Origin of the sequence: Acinetobacter sp. Q85-2, assembly GCF_013420555.1 — a bacterium.
Lineage (GTDB): Bacteria > Pseudomonadota > Gammaproteobacteria > Pseudomonadales > Moraxellaceae > Acinetobacter > Acinetobacter indicus.
Genome location: NZ_VOXW01000018.1, coordinates 39,784 through 55,857, shown reverse-complemented (window position 1 = coordinate 55,857; position 16,074 = coordinate 39,784). Strand labels below are relative to the sequence as shown.

The window sequence follows — 16,074 nt, the reverse complement described above, 5'->3', positions numbered from 1 at the left end:
CGGCGCTGCATTAATCACAAAAAAGGTCAGTTTCTACTGACCTTTTTTTATGGTGTTTTAATCTCGGTCCTGCTGATGGGCAAATTCGGCTAAATCGGCCAGCGCCATTTTGGCTTCATCAAACCACGGTGAGAACATAATAAAGTTATGCCACATACCGGTATACAGTTTAAAACTGACCTTCACGCCCGCCTGTTCGGCCTTGTCACGAAAACGCTGCGCATCATCCAGCAGCAGTTCTTTAGAACCCACCTGCACCAAGGTTGGTGGTAAATCGGTTAAATCATCAAATAGCGGCGAAACACGCGGATCACCACGATCGACCGACGGTGGCACATAGTATTGAATCCCGGTTTCCAGAGTTTCAATCGACAATAAGGCATCGTGTTTGCGGTTATAACGAATTGATTCACTGGTCAGGGTTAAATCCAAAAATGGTGAAAGCAGCATGAGGCCGCTGACTTGCGGTAACTGTTCATCACGGATTTTTAAGGCTAAGGCCAGCGCCAGATTGGCGCCGCAGGAATCTCCTGCCAGCAAAATATCTTTGGCCTGTACGCCCTGATCCAGCAGGGTCTGATAGACATCAAAAATTGCTTCTAAGGCTTCCGGGAATGGATTTTCAGGCGCCAGCGGATAATCGATATGAATCACCTGCATCTGGGTGCGGGCGGCCAGTTCAGTCAGAAATGGGCGATGGGTATTTAAAGACCCTAAATAAAAGGCGCCACCGTGAATATAGAAAATCAGCTGGGTGGCTTCATCTTGTGGCTTGATTTCTTCGGCTTTCAGGCCAGCCAGACGTAAAGCGCGGACTTCGACAGTTTTATTGGTCGGAAACAGCCGGCACATCTGTTCGAGGGCGAAACGCAGCGGATTATGCGGTAAATTATATTGGCTTGGCAGGCGGATGGTGGTTTTTAAAAAGCCTTCTGTGAAAATTTGTTTCAATAACGGGTTGATCTTCATTGTTCTTCCATCTTGTTCTTGATTTTGGCCTGTGCTTGCGTATTTACCAACACAATTTACAAGGTTACACTAAATGGTCACATTCAAAAATTGCAAATTTGTAGTGACTTTTTAATACTAAGGCTGTCTAACACTAGACTAGGGAATCAAAAAAAATGAAAAAAATTGCACTGGCATTAGGATTAATGGGTTTAACAGCTTTGGCGAATGCTGCTGATCCGCTAAATGGTACTGTCTGGAAAACAATTGATGACAAAACCAAGCAAGCAAAAGCAACCGTCAAATTTACCGAGCAGAAAAATGGCACGTTAACTGCAACAATTCAGTCCATTTTAACGCCGGGTGAAGAAAATGCCTGTACAAAATGTGAAGGACCTTACAAAAACAAATCCTTGAAAGGTTTAACCATTGTACGTGGTTTAAAGAATTCGGGTGGTACCAACTATGACAGCGGTTCAATTCTGGATCCGCAATCAGGTAAAACCTACAAGTTAAAAGGTCAACTGGCTGATGGCGGGCAGAAATTACAATTGCGTGGCTATATTGGCGTAGCAGCGCTGGGTCGTAACCAGACCTGGGTTCGTGTGAAATAAGCCAGCCAATAGAAACGGATTAAACCAGAAAGCCTGATGCAGATGCATCAGGCTTTTTGATTTTTAACGGATAAGTAAAAGGTAGATAAAAAGAACTTATCCGTTTAAGGCGCGATAGGCGGTTTCATCAAAACCAACAATAAAGCCGTCTGCGGTGGCCAGCACAGGACGTTTGATCAGGCTGTTGTGAGTGCGTAAGGCTTCAATTAAATCTGCTTCGCTGGACAGGGCTTGTGCCTGTTCCGCTTCCGACAGTTTGCGCCAGGTGGTGCCTTTTTTATTCAGAATTTTGTCCTGACCTTCAGCATCCAGCCAGTGTTTTAGCGTTTCTGCATCAATCCCCTGTTTTTTATAATCATGAAATTCATAAGCCAGGCCCAGTTCATTGAGCAGATCAAAGGCTTTTTTCATGGAGTTGCAGTTTTTAATACCATAAATTTTAAGCATAAAGCGGATTCCAGCAAGAAACACAATGCTCAAGAGATTAACCAAAAAATTGGTTTTGCACTATAGCGGGTATAAATATTGAGTTCATGGTTCTGAAATTAAACCGTCATTAAAATGCAACGCTACCGCGCCATAATAGTGGCAGAAAAACAAGACAACACTTGAGAAGAATTATTCGTACTAAGAAAAAAACGAAAAGCAAAGAGCCAATATAAAAAATAAAAGCCCAGATGTAGAAAACCCGCATTTAATCATCCTGATTATGCGGGTCTCACTACAACGTCCGATGTCACATCCTTGAAACAAAGACCATCATGGCTTTGTTTATTTTCATCCTACGGCTTCCTGTCCCTTTGCTGTCATCCTGACACTGTCCCTTTGCCGTGCTGCAATAATGCGCCGATTTAAAAAGCAGATAAAGGTCTGAATGACGACAAAATATGTCGGAAATAAACCTCTATTGAGTGAACAATTGTTCACTCAATAGGAAGGTTTTTAGTTGAGTTTATAATCAATAATCACCGGGGCGTGGTCGCTATACCATTCCTCTTTGTAGACCCAGGCATTGACGGTACGTGCTTTCCAGTCCGGTGAGCAGGCATGATAGTCAATCCGCCAGCCAACGTTCTTGGCACGCGCTTGGCCACGGTTCGACCACCAGGAATACAGTTCGGCTTCTTTGCGCACTTCACGGAAGGTGTCGACATAGCCCAGATCATCATAGATATGATCGAGCCAGGCACGTTCATGCGGTAAACAGCCGGAAGATTTCTGGTTGCCTGACCAGTTTTTAATATCAATACGTTTATGCACGATATTGTAGTCGCCGCAGACAATGATCGATTTATTTTCATCGCGCCATTGTTTCAGGATTTTTGTATATTCTTCGAGGAAGTGGTCTTTACGGGCTTGTGCTTCTTCACCCGATGAACCCGATGGCAGATACAGTGAGCAGATATGCACCGGATAACCCAGCCCTAAATCAAATTCTGCCGTGACAAAACGGCCTTGGGAGTCGGCCAGTTCAAAGCCTAAACCATCCTGAATAGACACAAATGGCAGGCGGCTGTAAATGGCGGTGCCGGCATAACCCGGACGTTCAGCTGCGAACAGATGGGTATACCAGCCTTCCGGTTTGAATTTATCAGTCCACTGCGCATGGGTCAGACGGCTTTCCTGAATGCAGATGACATCAGCCTCTGATTTTTCCATCCACTCCAGCAGGCCTTTACTGACCGAAGAACGCAGGCCATTGACGTTAATTGAAACCACACGAAGAATTTTTTGATCACTCGGATAGCTACTCTTTGGTATCATGCGCAGGTCTTACCTCAATTTATGAATTTTGGAGCACCTCATGTCAACGCAAGCGACATTTAACCCTCAAGCTTTTATCGAACTCGCATTATCACGTGGTGTGCTTAAATTTGGTGAGTTTACTTTAAAATCGGGTCGCGTGAGTCCTTATTTTTTTAATGCCGGTTTATTAAATGATGGCGAAGCCTTGTCATTACTGGCGTCAGGCTATGCAGCCAAGTTAACAGAATGTGAAAATGTTGATGTGATTTTTGGCCCAGCCTATAAAGGCATTCCATTTGTGGCGGCAACGGCGGTGGCTTTATCGCAAAATCATGGTGTGAGCGTGCCTTGGGGCTTTAATCGTAAAGAAGCCAAAGATCATGGTGAAGGTGGTGTATTGGTCGGTGCGTCGGTTGAAGGTAAAAAAGTCTGGATTATTGATGATGTGATTACCGCAGGTACAGCAATTCGTGAAGTGGTGACCATTTTAAAAAATGCGGGTGCCACAATTGCCGGTGTACTGGTCGCGCTAGATCGTCAGGAAAAAGGGCAGGGTGATTTGTCTGCGATTCAAGAAGTTCAAAAAGAGCTAGAAATTCCGGTACATGCCTTAATTACGATGAAAGATTTAATGAATTATCTAGATGCCAAAGGTGAAAAAGAGGCTTTGGCGAAGATGGAAGCCTATCGTGTGAAGTATGGGATCTAATAATTAATACAACGTATTGATTTTTAATAAAGCTCTATCCATGATAGGGCTTTATTTTTATAAAAAACAAAAATGAATCTAGATTGGAATTTAATGATCGCAAGTTTTTCAGCTATTGCTGCAAGTGCAGCATCGATAGCGACTTTTTTGGGTTGGAAAGAAAATAGGGAACTTAGAAAAGTTCAAACCGAACCATTGATAGACATTAAGTTAGAACCTGCTGAGTACAGAATCCATTTTTTACGTTTAAAAATTACAAATGTAGGAAAAGGAGGAGCTCATAACGTAAAAATAAAATTATTTCCTGAACCTTCACTCGATGCTTCTTTTTTAGTTACTGCTCAAAAAGCTATTAAAGTTTTTATGCAAAGAGATTTTATGATTAAGGGAGTCAATTATTTAGCACCGAATGATTCTAAATATACGGACTATCTAAGTTTTACTGGTTTAAATCCTAAAGAGTTAGATAGTGAATACTTCTTTAATCTTATTTTTAATGCTGAGATCAGATATGAGGATTTAAAGGGAAAGAAATATAAGAATACATATAAAATTGATACTTCAGAACTAAAAATTTATAAATTAGGAGAGAGTTTTGAAGAAGCTCTTCCCAAAGCATTAGCAGGAATTCAAAAGTCTTTAGAAAGTATGAGTAAAAATATTAATAGGCAAACTGCATTTTTAGATAAAAAATCAAAAGCAGAAGAAACTCATTGGAATGAATAGGAGCTAAAACAAAAGTTGAATTATATGAGCTATGTAAAACGTCGCAATAAAGAGTTAGATATCGATCAGGATGCATATCTTTTTAAAAAAATAGAACGTAGATTGTCTATTCATGAAGTAAGAAGGAAAAATAAATAACAAAATCATCCTTCCTCACACTTCTTACACTCCAGCATCACCCCTAATTTTTCTTTGCGTCCTTGCTCCGTCATCACCCAGGGCCGGTTCTGCCACGGTGGATTATGCCGCACATGCTGGCCATGACCACAGGCCAGCTCTGCGACCCAATGATTTTCTTCATCTAAATGATATCCCACAATTGGCTGTTGCATGGGCAGCTTCCTGAAATCAGCAAATACAGTGCTGCAAAGCTTTACTCAAATTCAGAAAAACAGGCAGCGAATCTCCGTTATACTCCACATTATAGCAATTTTAAAAGAGCAGTCATTATGCGCGTACTTGTGGTGATGGACCCGATTGAAACGGTGAACCTGAAAAAAGATTCCACCATGGCCATGCTGTGGGCCGCGGCACGTCGGGGTCATGAGCTCGGTTATGCACTACAACAAGATTTATATATTGATCAGGGCAAGGCTTTCGGTCTAATCAGCCCGTTAAAAGTCTTTGAAGATTACAACCATTATTATGAGCTGGGCGAAAAACAAAAAGAATCCATCGCAGCCTATGATGTGGTGCTGATGCGTAAAGACCCGCCATTTGATATGAACTTTGTCTATAGCACCTATATTCTGGAACAGGCAGAGCGCGAAGGAGCGTGGATTATTAACAAGCCGCAAAGCCTGCGTGACTGTAATGAAAAACTGTTTGCGACCCAGTTCCCGGAGCTGCAGGTGCCGACTTTGGTGACCTCTCAGCAAAGCCTGATTCGTGAATTTATTCAGCAACATGGCGATGTGATTGTGAAACCGCTCGATGGGATGGGCGGCATGGGCATTTTCCGTCTGTATCAGAATGGTGTGAATATTGGCTCTACCATTGAAATTCTGACCAATAACGGCACCCAGCCAATTATGGCGCAGCGTTATATTCCGGAAATTGTAGAAGGGGATAAACGCATTTTAATGGTCAATGGCGAGCCAATTCCGTATTGTCTGGCACGTATTCCGCAAAACGGCGAAGTGCGTGGCAACCTGGCCGCTGGTGGTCTGGGTGAAGCACGTCCATTGACCGACAATGACAAGGCAATTGCTGCCAAAGTCGGGCCATTTTTACGTGAAAAAGGTCTGGTATTTGTCGGTCTGGATGTGATTGGTAACTATGTCACTGAAATTAACGTGACCAGTCCAACCTGTATCCGTGAAATTGATGCCCAGTTCGGCACCTCAATTGCCGATACCCTGTTTGATGTACTGGAAGCCGGTCGTTAATCTATCTTTCAAAAGAGTCACCTTGGGTGGCTCTTTTTGTATTCTTAAGCGAGATTTGAGCTTGAAAAACTGCGTTGAGCAAGAAAATTATAGCGATTTTGTAAATCAAAACCAGTCGACATAATTCAGTGAAAAATGCAGGAAACTTAACAATTTCGGTGAATTAATAATAAAACTAGTTTAAACTTTCAAAACTGTTGAAAAAAACAATGAGCCGCTTGGTGAAAAAAAGTAAATAAACTTTCAAGCTCATACGATTGTGATTACAATTGAGCGCTTATAAAGAACTTTCATTAGCCATATTTGGATTGAAGAATTAGACCGTGACTGATGCAGCGCAAACCAAGCCTAAACATGTGATGATGATGGCCGCAGGCACTGGTGGCCATGTGTTCCCAGCCCTAGCCGTGGCAAAAGAACTCCAGCAGCAGGGAATCCATGTGTCCTGGTTAGCAACGCCTACAGGCATGGAAAACCGTTTATTACAAAACCAGAATATTCCGATTTATCAGATTGATATTCAAGGCGTGCGCGGTAACGGGCTGGCACGCAAACTGATGGCGCCTTTTAAAATTCTAAAAGCCACCTTAAGCGCCATGCAGTTAATGAAAAAACACAAAGTAGAGGCTGTCGCCGGCTTTGGTGGCTATGTGGCTGGACCGGGTGGTCTGGCCGCACGTCTGCTTGGTATTCCGGTCATTATTCATGAGCAGAATGCAATTGCCGGCTTTACCAATACCCAGCTGTCGCGTATTGCCAACACTGTTTGTCAGGCGTTCCCGGATACGTTTCCGGCCAGTACTAAAATTGTCACCACTGGCAACCCGGTGCGTAAAGAAATTAGCGCGACTCTCACCCCATCCTGGCGTTATCAGGAACGTGAAAAAGCAGGTTTGCCGCTGCGTATTTTAATTGTTGGCGGCTCTTTGGGCGCGCAGGCACTGAATGAACGTGTCCCTGAAGCCTTAAAACAGCTGAATGTACCTTTAAATGTGTATCATCAGTGTGGGCAAAATCATGCAGACAGCACCCGAGCGCGTTATGCCAACAAGCCGGACAGCTTAACGGTTGAAGTGCAACCCTTTATTGAAGATATGGCACAGGCCTATAGCGATGCCGATCTGATTATCTGCCGGGCCGGCGCACTGACGGTTACGGAAATTGCAACCGCGGGTGTGGCTGCGGTATTTGTGCCCTTGCCAAGCGCTGTGGATGACCATCAGACGGCCAATGCACAATTCCTGGCCAAGACGGGCGCGGCAAAAATCTGTCCGCAAGCCAGCATGACCCCGGACAGCTTAAAAGAACTGTTAATGCCGTTGATGAACCGCCAACTGCTCTCTGAAATGGCCAGCAAGGCGCGTCAACAGGCACAACCTAATGCAACCCAACATGTGGTTGCTTTAATTCAAGATTTGTAAACCGAGTAAACTATGTCTCCATCTATCCCTGCTGATCAAGTAAAAGAACTGATTAAAGTGCCTGAAATGCGTCGTATCAAACATATCCACTTTGTCGGGATTGGCGGCGCCGGGATGTGTGGCATTGCCGAGGTATTAAAAAACCAGGGCTATGATGTTTCCGGTTCAGATATTAAAGCCTCAAAAACCACCGCCCAGCTGGAAGAAAACGGCATTCGGGTGTTTATTGGTCATAGCGCAGACAATATTCAGGGCGCCAATGTACTGGTAGTCTCTACTGCAATTGATCCGGAAAACCCGGAAGTTAAAGCCGCCATCGAGAGCCGTATTCCGGTGGTGCGCCGTGCTGAAATGCTGGGTGAGCTGATGCGTTATCGTCACGGGATTGCCGTGGCCGGGACGCATGGTAAAACCACCACCACCAGTCTGGTTACCTGTATGCTGGCAGAAGAAAATCTGGACCCGACTTACGTGATTGGCGGTTTGCTGAACCGTACCGGGGTTAATGCTGCACTGGGTGCGAGCCGTTATATTGTGGCTGAAGCCGATGAATCAGATGCATCTTTCCTGCATCTGGAGCCAATGGCAGCGATTGTCACCAATATTGATGCCGACCACATGGATACTTATGGCGGCAGCTTTGACAAGCTAAAAGATACCTTTATTGAATTCCTGCACAAACTGCCATTCTATGGTTTGGCAGTGGTTTGTGGTGATGATGCCAACATCCGTGAAATTATGCCGCGCATTGCCCGTCCGGTGCTAACCTACGGCTTTAATGAAGACAATGATATTCGCGCAGTCGATGTTGATCAGGACGGTATGCGTACCCACTTTACCGTATTGCGTAAAGACCGCGAGCCACTGCGTGTTACCGTGAATCAACCAGGTCTGCACAATGTACTGAATGCCTTGGCCGCCATTGGTGTGGCGACGGATGAAGGTGTTTCTGATGGTGCGATTTGCCGTGCACTGGAAGGCTTTAGTGGTGTAGGTCGCCGTTTCCAAGTGCAAGGTGAATTTGAACTGGACGGTGGCAGCATCAAACTGGTCGATGACTACGGTCACCATCCTAAAGAAGTGGAAGCCACCATTAAAGCAGCGCGTCAGAGCCATCCGGACCGCCGTCTGGTGATGTTGTTCCAGCCGCACCGTTTTAGCCGTACCCGTGACTGTTTTGATGACTTTGTTGAAGTGTTATCGCAGGTCGATCAACTGCTGTTGCTGGAAGTGTATCCTGCCGGTGAAAAAGCCATTGTGGGTGCCGACAGTCGCAGTCTGGCACGCAGTATCCGTCTGCGTGGTCAGGTTGAACCGATCCTGATTGATCCGGTTGAAGGCAATCTGGAAACACTGGTACAAAAAGTGTTACAACCGAATGATTTATTATTGACCCAAGGTGCGGGTAATGTAGGAGCAATCTCCATCGAGCTTGCTCAAAATAAATTGTATTTAAAATAATCACCCAAAGTGATATTTGAATTTGGTCGCTCAGTGTAAAGTTTAAGGATATAAACGTGTCAAATGCTTCAAAGTTCGGCAAAGTTGCCGTGTTATTTGGTGGAAAATCTGCCGAGCGTGGGGTGTCTCTGGATAGTGGACAGGCAGTGCTCGATGCGCTGCTGCGCGAAGGCGTTCAGGCAGAAGCGTTTGACCCGAAAGATCGTAGTGTGACCGAACTGGTCAACTATGATCGTGCCTTTATTGTCCTGCACGGCCGCGGCGGTGAAGATGGCCAGATTCAGGGTGTACTGGAATGGCTGAATGTGCCGTATACCGGTACTGGCGTACAGGGTTCAGCCATTGGCATGGACAAGGTCAAAACCAAACAGGTCTGGCAAGGTTCCGAGCTGCCAACAGCGCCGTATCGTATTGTCACCAAAGATTCAAACCCGGCTGATATTGTCGCTGCATTGGGTTTACCACTGATTATCAAGCCGGTACATGAAGGTTCCAGTATTGGCATGAGCAAAGTCGAACGTATTGAAGACTTTGCTGAAGCGATTGCCAAAGCCACCGAGCATGATGCAGTGGTAATGGCCGAAAAATGGATTACCGGTCGCGAATTCACGATTGTATTACTGAATGGTCAGGCCTTGCCGGTGATTCGTCTGGAACCGCCTAAAGATGTGGCGTTCTATGACTATGAAGCCAAATACAACCGTAATGATGTGCAATACGGCATTCCATGTGGCTTAACCGAGTCGGAAGAGCAGCAGTTACAGGTCTTGGCCCTGCGTGCGTTCCAGGCGGTAGGTGCCAGCGGCTGGGGCCGTATTGATGCAATGCAGGATGAACAAGGCAATTTCTGGCTGCTTGAAGTCAACACTGTACCGGGCATGACCAGTCACTCACTGGTGCCAAAAGCCGCGCAGGCGGTGGGCTACAGTTTTGATGCCTTGTGCGTGGCAATTCTTGAACAAACCTTAACGGATGCGACCCACTAAGCCATGGCTCAACTTCCTGCTTCCATGCGCCGTAAACGCGCAGCGATTACCTCGATTCACGATAAGCCACCGACGCGTAAAGAAAAGCTGACGAACCTGGGTGGATGGGTATTGCTGTGCGTGGCGATTGTGGTATTGGCAGCAGGAATCTATGGTCTATATAAAGTCATGACCGATGCACGCGTGGCTGAACTGGACGTGGTCGGTACCCGTTCCAATGCCGAACTGCGCCAGGTCATGACCCATGTTTCGCCAGTAGTCACAGATAACTATTTTACTTCCGATCTGGAACAGATTCGTGATACCGCACTGGAACTGTCCTGGGTCGATCGGGTGGTGGTGTCACGCGCCTGGCCGAATGCCATCCGTTTACGGGTCATGCCACGCCATGCGATTGCGCGCTGGGGCACCGGACGTTTACTCAGTGACAGCGGTGATGTGTTTTCGGAAGTGACACCCAAGAATAATCAGCATCTGCCGTTATTACATGGCCCGATGCATCAGTCCAAAATGATGATGCGTCGCTATAATGAAATTAACCAGTTATTTTTACCGGTGAATCTGCGTTTAAAAGAGTTATATCTCACCGACCGGATGACCTGGTTTATGCAGTTTGATTCTGGCCTGCGGGTGATTGTGGATCAGGATCAGACCATGAGTAAATTGCAGCGTCTGAGTCATCTGGCGCAAAGTGACTTCAAGCCGGTATGGTCCAGGATTTCTGCAATTGACCTGCGTTACCGCAATGGTCTGGCGATCCAGTGGAAAAACTCGGTGGCACCAAAAATTGCCAATGGTCATTTTGTTGTAACGATTGATGACACAAGCATTGCGAATGCAATAGCAGCAAAGCCATAATACTTGGCTTTAAAAATAGAGGCATTAAGCCATTAATTAAACAAACATGTGATGGTAGTAAATAAATGAGTGAAGCTGTTCCCTCGGTTGTTGCGATTGACATTGGGACACACAAAGTTTCAGTTTTGATTGGTAAGGTACACGCGCCAGACAATATCCAAGTGATTGGTATGGCTACCGCTCGTAACCGAGGCATGAATAAAGGAAAAATTGTAAGTCTCGATAAAGTCATTACAGCCATTAAAAATGCCGTTCAAGAAGCAGAAGATATGGCGGAATGCCGGGTGCATTCAGCCTGGATTTCTATTCCAAGTGCAGAATTAAAAAGTTTTTATGCTGCGGGGCGTACCCCGATTGAAAATAGTGACCACACAATTACAACAAGTGAAGTGGTTCGTGCCTTAGATCTGGCCAAAGCCAGCCATTTAACTTCAGATCATTATCTGGTCAGCGCGGTGCCGTTGGGCTTTGATCTGGATGATTCCGGTGAATGGGTACAAAACCCGATCCGTATGTCGGCGCATAGCATGACCGGTCATTATCAGCTGATGATGCTGCCGATTAGCACCATGCAGAATCTGGACCGTGCCTTAAAAGGGGCCAATATTGGTGTAGAAAAAATGGTGGTGTCGCATCTGGCCACCGCTGAAGCCAGTTTACTGAAAGATGAAAAAGAATATGGCGTGTGCCTGGTTGATATTGGCGCCGGTACCACCAATATTGCGGTCTATCTGGATGGTCGTCTGGCGCTGTCACAAACCCTGCAGCGTGGCGGTGAGCATGTGACCCGTGATATCGCGGCGGTATTGCAGACCACCACCGAAGAAGCCGAGCGGATTAAACTGCTTTACGGTTGCGTCGATTTAAAAGTGGTCAAACCTGATCACATGATTCAGATTCAGGGCATTGATGGTCCGCAAACCATCAGCCGGATTGAACTGTCGGAAATTATTATTGCGCGTTATGAAGAAATTTTTGCGCAAATCCGTCAGGAACTGGAAAACAGTGGCGCCATTCATGGCTTATATCATGGTGTGGTGCTGGCTGGTGATGCCTGTCAGATTGAAGGCATGGTCAGTCTGGTACGCCGCACCCTGGGTGTGTCTGCGCATTTGGGCAATCCGCCGGTACAGGTTTATGCCGATGAACCGCATCAGGCTGCCTTGCGCCGTTCGCAGTATGCAACCGCAGCGGGCGTGCTGATGTATAGCCAGAGCTACAGTCAGGACACCATTGTCGAAACCGAAGACCCGGAGACCTTATCGGTCTGGGCGCGTGTAGGTCGTGCCTGGTCAGGACTCAACGAAAAACTGAAATCAATTTTTTAGTTGATTTTTTAGGGAATATTGTTAGGAAGTTGTACGGATTATCGCTTGTACTTGACAAGGCAGCCGTTGGACAGCATTCTTAAAAACAATTTTTTATTAAGATCAAGGCAGTATACGGGCTGAAGTGACTGCCAATTATGAATTAGGAAAGCTAAAGGTCATGGCCTCATTTGAATTTTTTGAAGATGATCAAACCGATAACAACGGTCAAGCCCGTTTCACTGTATTTGGTGTAGGTGGTGCAGGCGGTAACGCCGTACAGCATATGCTGGAATCAGATATCCAGGGTGTGAAATTTGTCTGTGCCAATACCGATAAACAGGCACTGGACCGCATGAATGCACAGTGCAAAATCCAGCTGGGTGAGCAAAGTACCCGTGGTCTGGGCGCAGGGGCTAATCCGCAAGTGGGTCAAACCGCTGCTGAAGAAAGCCGCGAGCTGATTCGCCAGCAGTTAGAAGGCACCGATATGGTGTTTGTGACTGCCGGTATGGGCGGCGGTACCGGTACCGGTGCTGCACCTGTTGTCGCTGAAATTGCCAAAGAAATGGGCATTTTAACTGTCGGTGTCGTAACCACACCGTTTAACTTTGAAGGTAAACGCCGTCTGCAATCTGCGGAAAAAGGCATTGAAGCTTTAGAGCAGCATGTTGATTCCCTGATCATCATTCCAAACCAGCGCTTGTTAAAAGTATTCCGCGACATTTCCATGAAAGATGCCTATAAAAAGGCAGATGACGTGCTGTTAAATGCCGTGCGCAGTATCTTTGATTTAGTGGTACGTCCAGGTCACATCAACCTTGACTTTGCCGATCTGAAAACGGCCATGAGCACTCGTGGTTATGCCATGATGGGTGTCGGTCTGGGTCGTGGTGAAAACCGTGCCCGTCAGGCAGCAGAGCAGGCGATCCGCAGTCCATTACTCGATAACGTGACCATCATGAATGCTAAAGGTATTCTGATTAACGTGACCGGTGGTGATGACGTGACCTTTGGTGAAATTGAAGAAATTACCGATGTTGTCAACCAGATTGTCGATCTGGATGAAGGCCAGGTATTCTACGGTACTGTATTTGATCCGGATGCGCGTGATGAAATCAGCGTGACCGTAATTGCCACCGGTTTGACCCGTAATTCAGCCGATGCGGTTGAGCCAGTCAAGCGTTCTTCAGTGGTGCAGTCTGCACAGGCAACGGCTCAACAGCCGGTTGAAGAAGATGATGTTCCGGCCATTCAGCGTCAGGCAGAGGCAGCGCCAGCCATCAATGCGACTGCAGGCAGCAGCAATAATTCACGTCCAACGCCAATGAGTATTCAGGAATATCTTAAAAATCAACAACGTAAATAATTTTTACGATATAGATTTTTATTCCAGAACTTGTAAAAGGTAGCCAAATGGCTACCTTTTTGTTTTTTATCAATGGCTAAATATGCTAACGTATAGCGGTTTTATATACAGATGAATTGAGAGCATGTTGAAACAACGTACCCTAGAACGTGTCGTGAAAGCGAGTGGTATAGGTCTGCATAGTGGACAGAAAGTCATGATTAACTTTGTGCCGCACCATGCTGACGGGGGAATCGTGTTTCGCCGTATTGACCTGAATCCACCGGTCGATATTCCGGCCGATGCCATGCTGATTCAGGAAGCCTTTATGTGCTCGAATCTGGTTCAGGACAATGCCAAAGTCGGCACCATTGAACACATTATGAGTGCGCTGGCGGGTCTGGGAATTGATAACCTGATTATCGAGGTTTCCGCCTCTGAAGTGCCAATTATGGACGGCAGTGCCGGTCCCTTCATCTATTTATTAATGCAGGGTGGCTTAAAAGAGCAGGATGCGCCAAAAAAATTCATCAAGATTTTAAAACCGGTCGAAGCGCTAATTGATGATAAACGTGCCATTTTCACCCCGCATGACGGTTTCCAGCTCAATTTCACCATCGATTTCGATCATCCCGCCTTTAAAAAAGAATATCAGTCTGCCACCATTGATTTTTCTACCGAAACCTTCGTCTATGAAGTCAGTGAAGCACGCACCTTTGGCTTTATGAAAGATCTGGATTATTTAAAAGCCAACAATCTGGCCTTGGGCGCCAGCCTGGAAAATGCCATTGGGGTCGATGACACCGGTGTGGTCAATGAAGAGGGCCTGCGTTTCTCGGATGAATTTGTTCGTCACAAAATATTAGATGCGGTGGGCGACCTGTATTTGCTCGGTCATCAAATTATTGCGAAATTTGATGGATATAAATCGGGTCATGCACTGAATAACCAGCTCTTACGGAATGTGCAAAAAGATCCAAGCAGCTATGAAATTGTAACATTTGATGACATCAATCAATGTCCAATTCCGTATGTGAGTGTGACATAAGTCATTGTCTTTCCTTGGTGATGTTATAATGTAACATCTAAAAAAGTGAACTAATTCTCGTTTTTATCGGTTTTGTATTTTTTAGATTGGCGCAATGTTACTTTTTATTGCTTGCCAAACGTAACAAAGCTTGGCTAAGCTTAGGGTCGCTCACAAAGTCAGCAGCACCGCGAAGCATTTCCTGGGTTTCTGTACTGAGTGTTCTTGAAGATTTTTCCTGTTTTGGGGGCGTTTGCAACTGCGGTTTTAACCGGACCTGAATCTTGTGTAAATCTTGAAGTTCTGCCAATTGTGATAGCTGAGCAACATACTGTTTTTGCAAATAGGCCAGTTGACTCACCATCGCCTGATTGGTGCCAGTAATGGTAAGAATCCCTTGCTGATAACAAACAACCTGCCAAAGTTCGGGTTGGGGCAACAAGGGTTGAATAATTTGAGTAAGTTTCTGCCAGGCAGCAACTTGCGTTGAGAGAAACGTTAGGTTTCCTGTTTTTATGTGTTTTCTTGTTTGGCGAAAGACGTTACAAGGCTCGGACATACATATTTCCTTCATGTTTATGTCTTAATCTTATGCGCTCCTTTCAGTGAAGATCAAGGAAGAGATCACCAAGGAACTCTGAGTAAGAACAGTTTTTATGAGGTTTTTATGCATACGCGACGTATTTTATTAGCGTTTTCTTTGGCGGCTTCTGCGGCGTCAGTGGCTTTTGCTGATCTGGTTGACTTAAACAGCCAAAATTCATCGACAGACCGTATTGAAGAATTGACCCGCACCCTGGCACAAGGGACCTATAGCGAGTCACAAGACATCAATATTCCGGCGCAAACTGAAATTAATGTCAAACTGCGTGAAAAAACGGTTGAATTAAACAACGAATCTTTAGCGAAAAAATACGGTTCAGCGTCTTCTGCGAAATCTTATAGCGCTAATCCATATAGCTGGTTAGTGGCGCATCCTTTACCCAATGCCCGCGTGAGCTCAAACTATGGCGGTCGTACCATGAATGGTCGTGCTGAACGTCATTCAGGTTTAGATTTAGCAGCGCCAAGCGGCACACCAATTTATGCCACTGGCCCGGGTATCGTAACTAAATCAGGTTGGGGTACAGGTTATGGTCAATATGTTGAAATTAACCATGGCAATGGCTATTTAACGCGTTACGCTCATGCATCACGCTTAATTGCACGTGTCGGCGACCGTGTTGCTGCAGGTGAGCATATTGCAAACGTGGGTTGTACAGGTCGTTGTACCGGTCCTCATTTACATTATGAAGTAGTAAAAGACGGCGTTCGTAAAAACCCATCGACTTACCTGGCAATGCTGCCTTAACAGCTTGCGGCTTTTGCTCAAAAGGCCTAATTTTTGAGCACGTCATGCATTAAGACCTTATAACGATTATATTATCACTCAAAAGAATATTGTCTGTATATTAAACCGCCACTATTGGCGGTTTTTTGTTATTTTGGGTAATAAAACGTCAATAGATATTTTTTCTCGAAATACTAGTCTAAAG

At 45.6% G+C, this 16,074-nt stretch carries 17 protein-coding genes; 12 read left to right on the top strand and 5 right to left on the bottom strand.

Annotation, left to right across the window (positions count from 1 at the left end; translation table 11 throughout):
- Nucleotides 1-57: 57 nt before the first annotated feature.
- A complete protein-coding gene (locus FTT68_RS10675; protein WP_168369911.1) occupies nt 58-969 on the bottom strand; it encodes an alpha/beta hydrolase in 912 nt (303 codons plus the stop codon).
- 155 nt (nt 970-1,124) lie between these two features.
- On the opposite strand from FTT68_RS10675, the gene FTT68_RS10670 reads away from it, so the two are divergent.
- On the top strand, nt 1,125-1,562 hold the full coding sequence (locus FTT68_RS10670; protein WP_005180835.1) for a DUF2147 domain-containing protein: 438 nt from the start codon (nt 1,125-1,127) through the stop codon (nt 1,560-1,562).
- 96 nt (nt 1,563-1,658) lie between these two features.
- Here FTT68_RS10670 and FTT68_RS10665 read toward each other — a convergent pair whose 3' ends face one another.
- Nucleotides 1,659-2,009 (bottom strand): Spx/MgsR family RNA polymerase-binding regulatory protein, encoded by a 351-nt coding sequence (locus FTT68_RS10665; RefSeq protein ID WP_016658732.1) that lies wholly within the window; start codon nt 2,007-2,009, stop codon nt 1,659-1,661.
- Between the two features lie 495 nt (nt 2,010-2,504).
- Complete coding sequence (locus FTT68_RS10660; RefSeq protein WP_016658733.1) at nt 2,505-3,326, bottom strand: exodeoxyribonuclease III; 822 nt, start codon at nt 3,324-3,326, stop codon at nt 2,505-2,507.
- Between the two features lie 40 nt (nt 3,327-3,366).
- Between FTT68_RS10660 and pyrE the strand changes: the two genes are divergently transcribed.
- Both pyrE and FTT68_RS10650 read left to right on the top strand, forming a co-directional pair.
- A complete protein-coding gene (gene pyrE / locus FTT68_RS10655) occupies nt 3,367-4,017 on the top strand; it encodes an orotate phosphoribosyltransferase (RefSeq protein ID WP_075175540.1) in 651 nt (216 codons plus the stop codon).
- 93 nt (nt 4,018-4,110) lie between these two features.
- Nucleotides 4,111-4,743 carry a hypothetical protein gene (locus tag FTT68_RS10650; RefSeq protein WP_180083971.1) on the top strand — a complete coding sequence of 211 codons (633 nt, stop codon included), beginning with the start codon at nt 4,111-4,113 and terminating at the stop codon, nt 4,741-4,743.
- Between the two features lie 143 nt (nt 4,744-4,886).
- Here the strand turns inward: FTT68_RS10650 and FTT68_RS10645 are convergent, their stop codons facing one another.
- The gene (locus FTT68_RS10645) at nt 4,887-5,075 is read right to left on the bottom strand and encodes a DUF3565 domain-containing protein (protein ID WP_016658735.1); all 189 of its coding nucleotides are present in this window, start codon (nt 5,073-5,075) and stop codon (nt 4,887-4,889) included.
- Nucleotides 5,076-5,192: 117 nt separating this feature from the next.
- On the opposite strand from FTT68_RS10645, the gene gshB reads away from it, so the two are divergent.
- From gshB to lpxC, 8 genes are all read left to right on the top strand, one after another.
- Nucleotides 5,193-6,131, top strand: a complete 939-nt coding sequence (gshB, locus tag FTT68_RS10640; RefSeq protein ID WP_104513186.1) for a glutathione synthase — start codon at nt 5,193-5,195, stop codon at nt 6,129-6,131.
- A gap of 323 nt (nt 6,132-6,454) precedes the next feature.
- On the top strand, nt 6,455-7,552 hold the full coding sequence (gene murG / locus FTT68_RS10635; RefSeq protein ID WP_075167283.1) for an undecaprenyldiphospho-muramoylpentapeptide beta-N-acetylglucosaminyltransferase: 1,098 nt from the start codon (nt 6,455-6,457) through the stop codon (nt 7,550-7,552).
- Nucleotides 7,553-7,564: 12 nt separating this feature from the next.
- Nucleotides 7,565-9,013, top strand: a complete 1,449-nt coding sequence (gene murC, locus FTT68_RS10630; RefSeq protein ID WP_016658738.1) for a UDP-N-acetylmuramate--L-alanine ligase — start codon at nt 7,565-7,567, stop codon at nt 9,011-9,013.
- Between the two features lie 56 nt (nt 9,014-9,069).
- Nucleotides 9,070-9,999 carry a D-alanine--D-alanine ligase gene (locus FTT68_RS10625; RefSeq protein ID WP_016658739.1) on the top strand — a complete coding sequence of 310 codons (930 nt, stop codon included), beginning with the start codon at nt 9,070-9,072 and terminating at the stop codon, nt 9,997-9,999.
- A 3-nt stretch (nt 10,000-10,002) separates the two neighbouring features.
- Entirely contained in the window at nt 10,003-10,857 is an 855-nt protein-coding gene (locus FTT68_RS10620; protein WP_005180814.1) for a cell division protein FtsQ/DivIB, read from the top strand.
- A gap of 65 nt (nt 10,858-10,922) precedes the next feature.
- Nucleotides 10,923-12,185 (top strand): cell division protein FtsA, encoded by a 1,263-nt coding sequence (gene ftsA, locus FTT68_RS10615; protein ID WP_005180811.1) that lies wholly within the window; start codon nt 10,923-10,925, stop codon nt 12,183-12,185.
- A 160-nt stretch (nt 12,186-12,345) separates the two neighbouring features.
- A complete protein-coding gene (ftsZ, locus tag FTT68_RS10610) occupies nt 12,346-13,533 on the top strand; it encodes a cell division protein FtsZ (protein WP_005180810.1) in 1,188 nt (395 codons plus the stop codon).
- Nucleotides 13,534-13,657: 124 nt separating this feature from the next.
- Nucleotides 13,658-14,560, top strand: coding sequence for a UDP-3-O-acyl-N-acetylglucosamine deacetylase (gene lpxC, locus FTT68_RS10605; protein ID WP_005180809.1), 903 nt, complete (start codon nt 13,658-13,660; stop codon nt 14,558-14,560).
- 97 nt (nt 14,561-14,657) lie between these two features.
- Here the strand turns inward: lpxC and FTT68_RS10600 are convergent, their stop codons facing one another.
- Nucleotides 14,658-15,098: a hypothetical protein gene (locus FTT68_RS10600; RefSeq protein WP_016658741.1), complete on the bottom strand. Its 441-nt coding sequence runs from the start codon at nt 15,096-15,098 to the stop codon at nt 14,658-14,660.
- A 108-nt stretch (nt 15,099-15,206) separates the two neighbouring features.
- Between FTT68_RS10600 and FTT68_RS10595 the strand changes: the two genes are divergently transcribed.
- Complete coding sequence (locus FTT68_RS10595; RefSeq protein WP_005180807.1) at nt 15,207-15,890, top strand: M23 family metallopeptidase; 684 nt, start codon at nt 15,207-15,209, stop codon at nt 15,888-15,890.
- Nucleotides 15,891-16,074 lie beyond the last annotated feature (184 nt).

Excerpts from the sequence above, each read along its gene's own strand:
- gshB (WP_104513186.1), top strand. The coding sequence starts at position 5,193 with ATGCGCGTACTTGTGGTGATGGACCCGATTGAAACGGTGAACCTGAAA.
- murC (WP_016658738.1), top strand. The coding sequence starts at position 7,565 with ATGTCTCCATCTATCCCTGCTGATCAAGTAAAAGAACTGATTAAAGTG.
- FTT68_RS10595 (WP_005180807.1), top strand. The coding sequence starts at position 15,207 with ATGCATACGCGACGTATTTTATTAGCGTTTTCTTTGGCGGCTTCTGCG.
- FTT68_RS10665 (WP_016658732.1), bottom strand. The coding sequence starts at position 2,009 with ATGCTTAAAATTTATGGTATTAAAAACTGCAACTCCATGAAAAAAGCC.
- lpxC (WP_005180809.1), top strand. The coding sequence starts at position 13,658 with ATGTTGAAACAACGTACCCTAGAACGTGTCGTGAAAGCGAGTGGTATA.
- ftsA (WP_005180811.1), top strand. The coding sequence starts at position 10,923 with ATGAGTGAAGCTGTTCCCTCGGTTGTTGCGATTGACATTGGGACACAC.
- FTT68_RS10675 (WP_168369911.1), bottom strand. The coding sequence starts at position 969 with ATGAAGATCAACCCGTTATTGAAACAAATTTTCACAGAAGGCTTTTTA.
- FTT68_RS10650 (WP_180083971.1), top strand. The coding sequence starts at position 4,111 with ATGATCGCAAGTTTTTCAGCTATTGCTGCAAGTGCAGCATCGATAGCG.
- FTT68_RS10645 (WP_016658735.1), bottom strand. The coding sequence starts at position 5,075 with ATGCAACAGCCAATTGTGGGATATCATTTAGATGAAGAAAATCATTGG.
- ftsZ (WP_005180810.1), top strand. The coding sequence starts at position 12,346 with ATGGCCTCATTTGAATTTTTTGAAGATGATCAAACCGATAACAACGGT.
- FTT68_RS10600 (WP_016658741.1), bottom strand. The coding sequence starts at position 15,098 with ATGTCCGAGCCTTGTAACGTCTTTCGCCAAACAAGAAAACACATAAAA.
- FTT68_RS10670 (WP_005180835.1), top strand. The coding sequence starts at position 1,125 with ATGAAAAAAATTGCACTGGCATTAGGATTAATGGGTTTAACAGCTTTG.
- pyrE (WP_075175540.1), top strand. The coding sequence starts at position 3,367 with ATGTCAACGCAAGCGACATTTAACCCTCAAGCTTTTATCGAACTCGCA.
- FTT68_RS10620 (WP_005180814.1), top strand. The coding sequence starts at position 10,003 with ATGGCTCAACTTCCTGCTTCCATGCGCCGTAAACGCGCAGCGATTACC.
- FTT68_RS10660 (WP_016658733.1), bottom strand. The coding sequence starts at position 3,326 with ATGATACCAAAGAGTAGCTATCCGAGTGATCAAAAAATTCTTCGTGTG.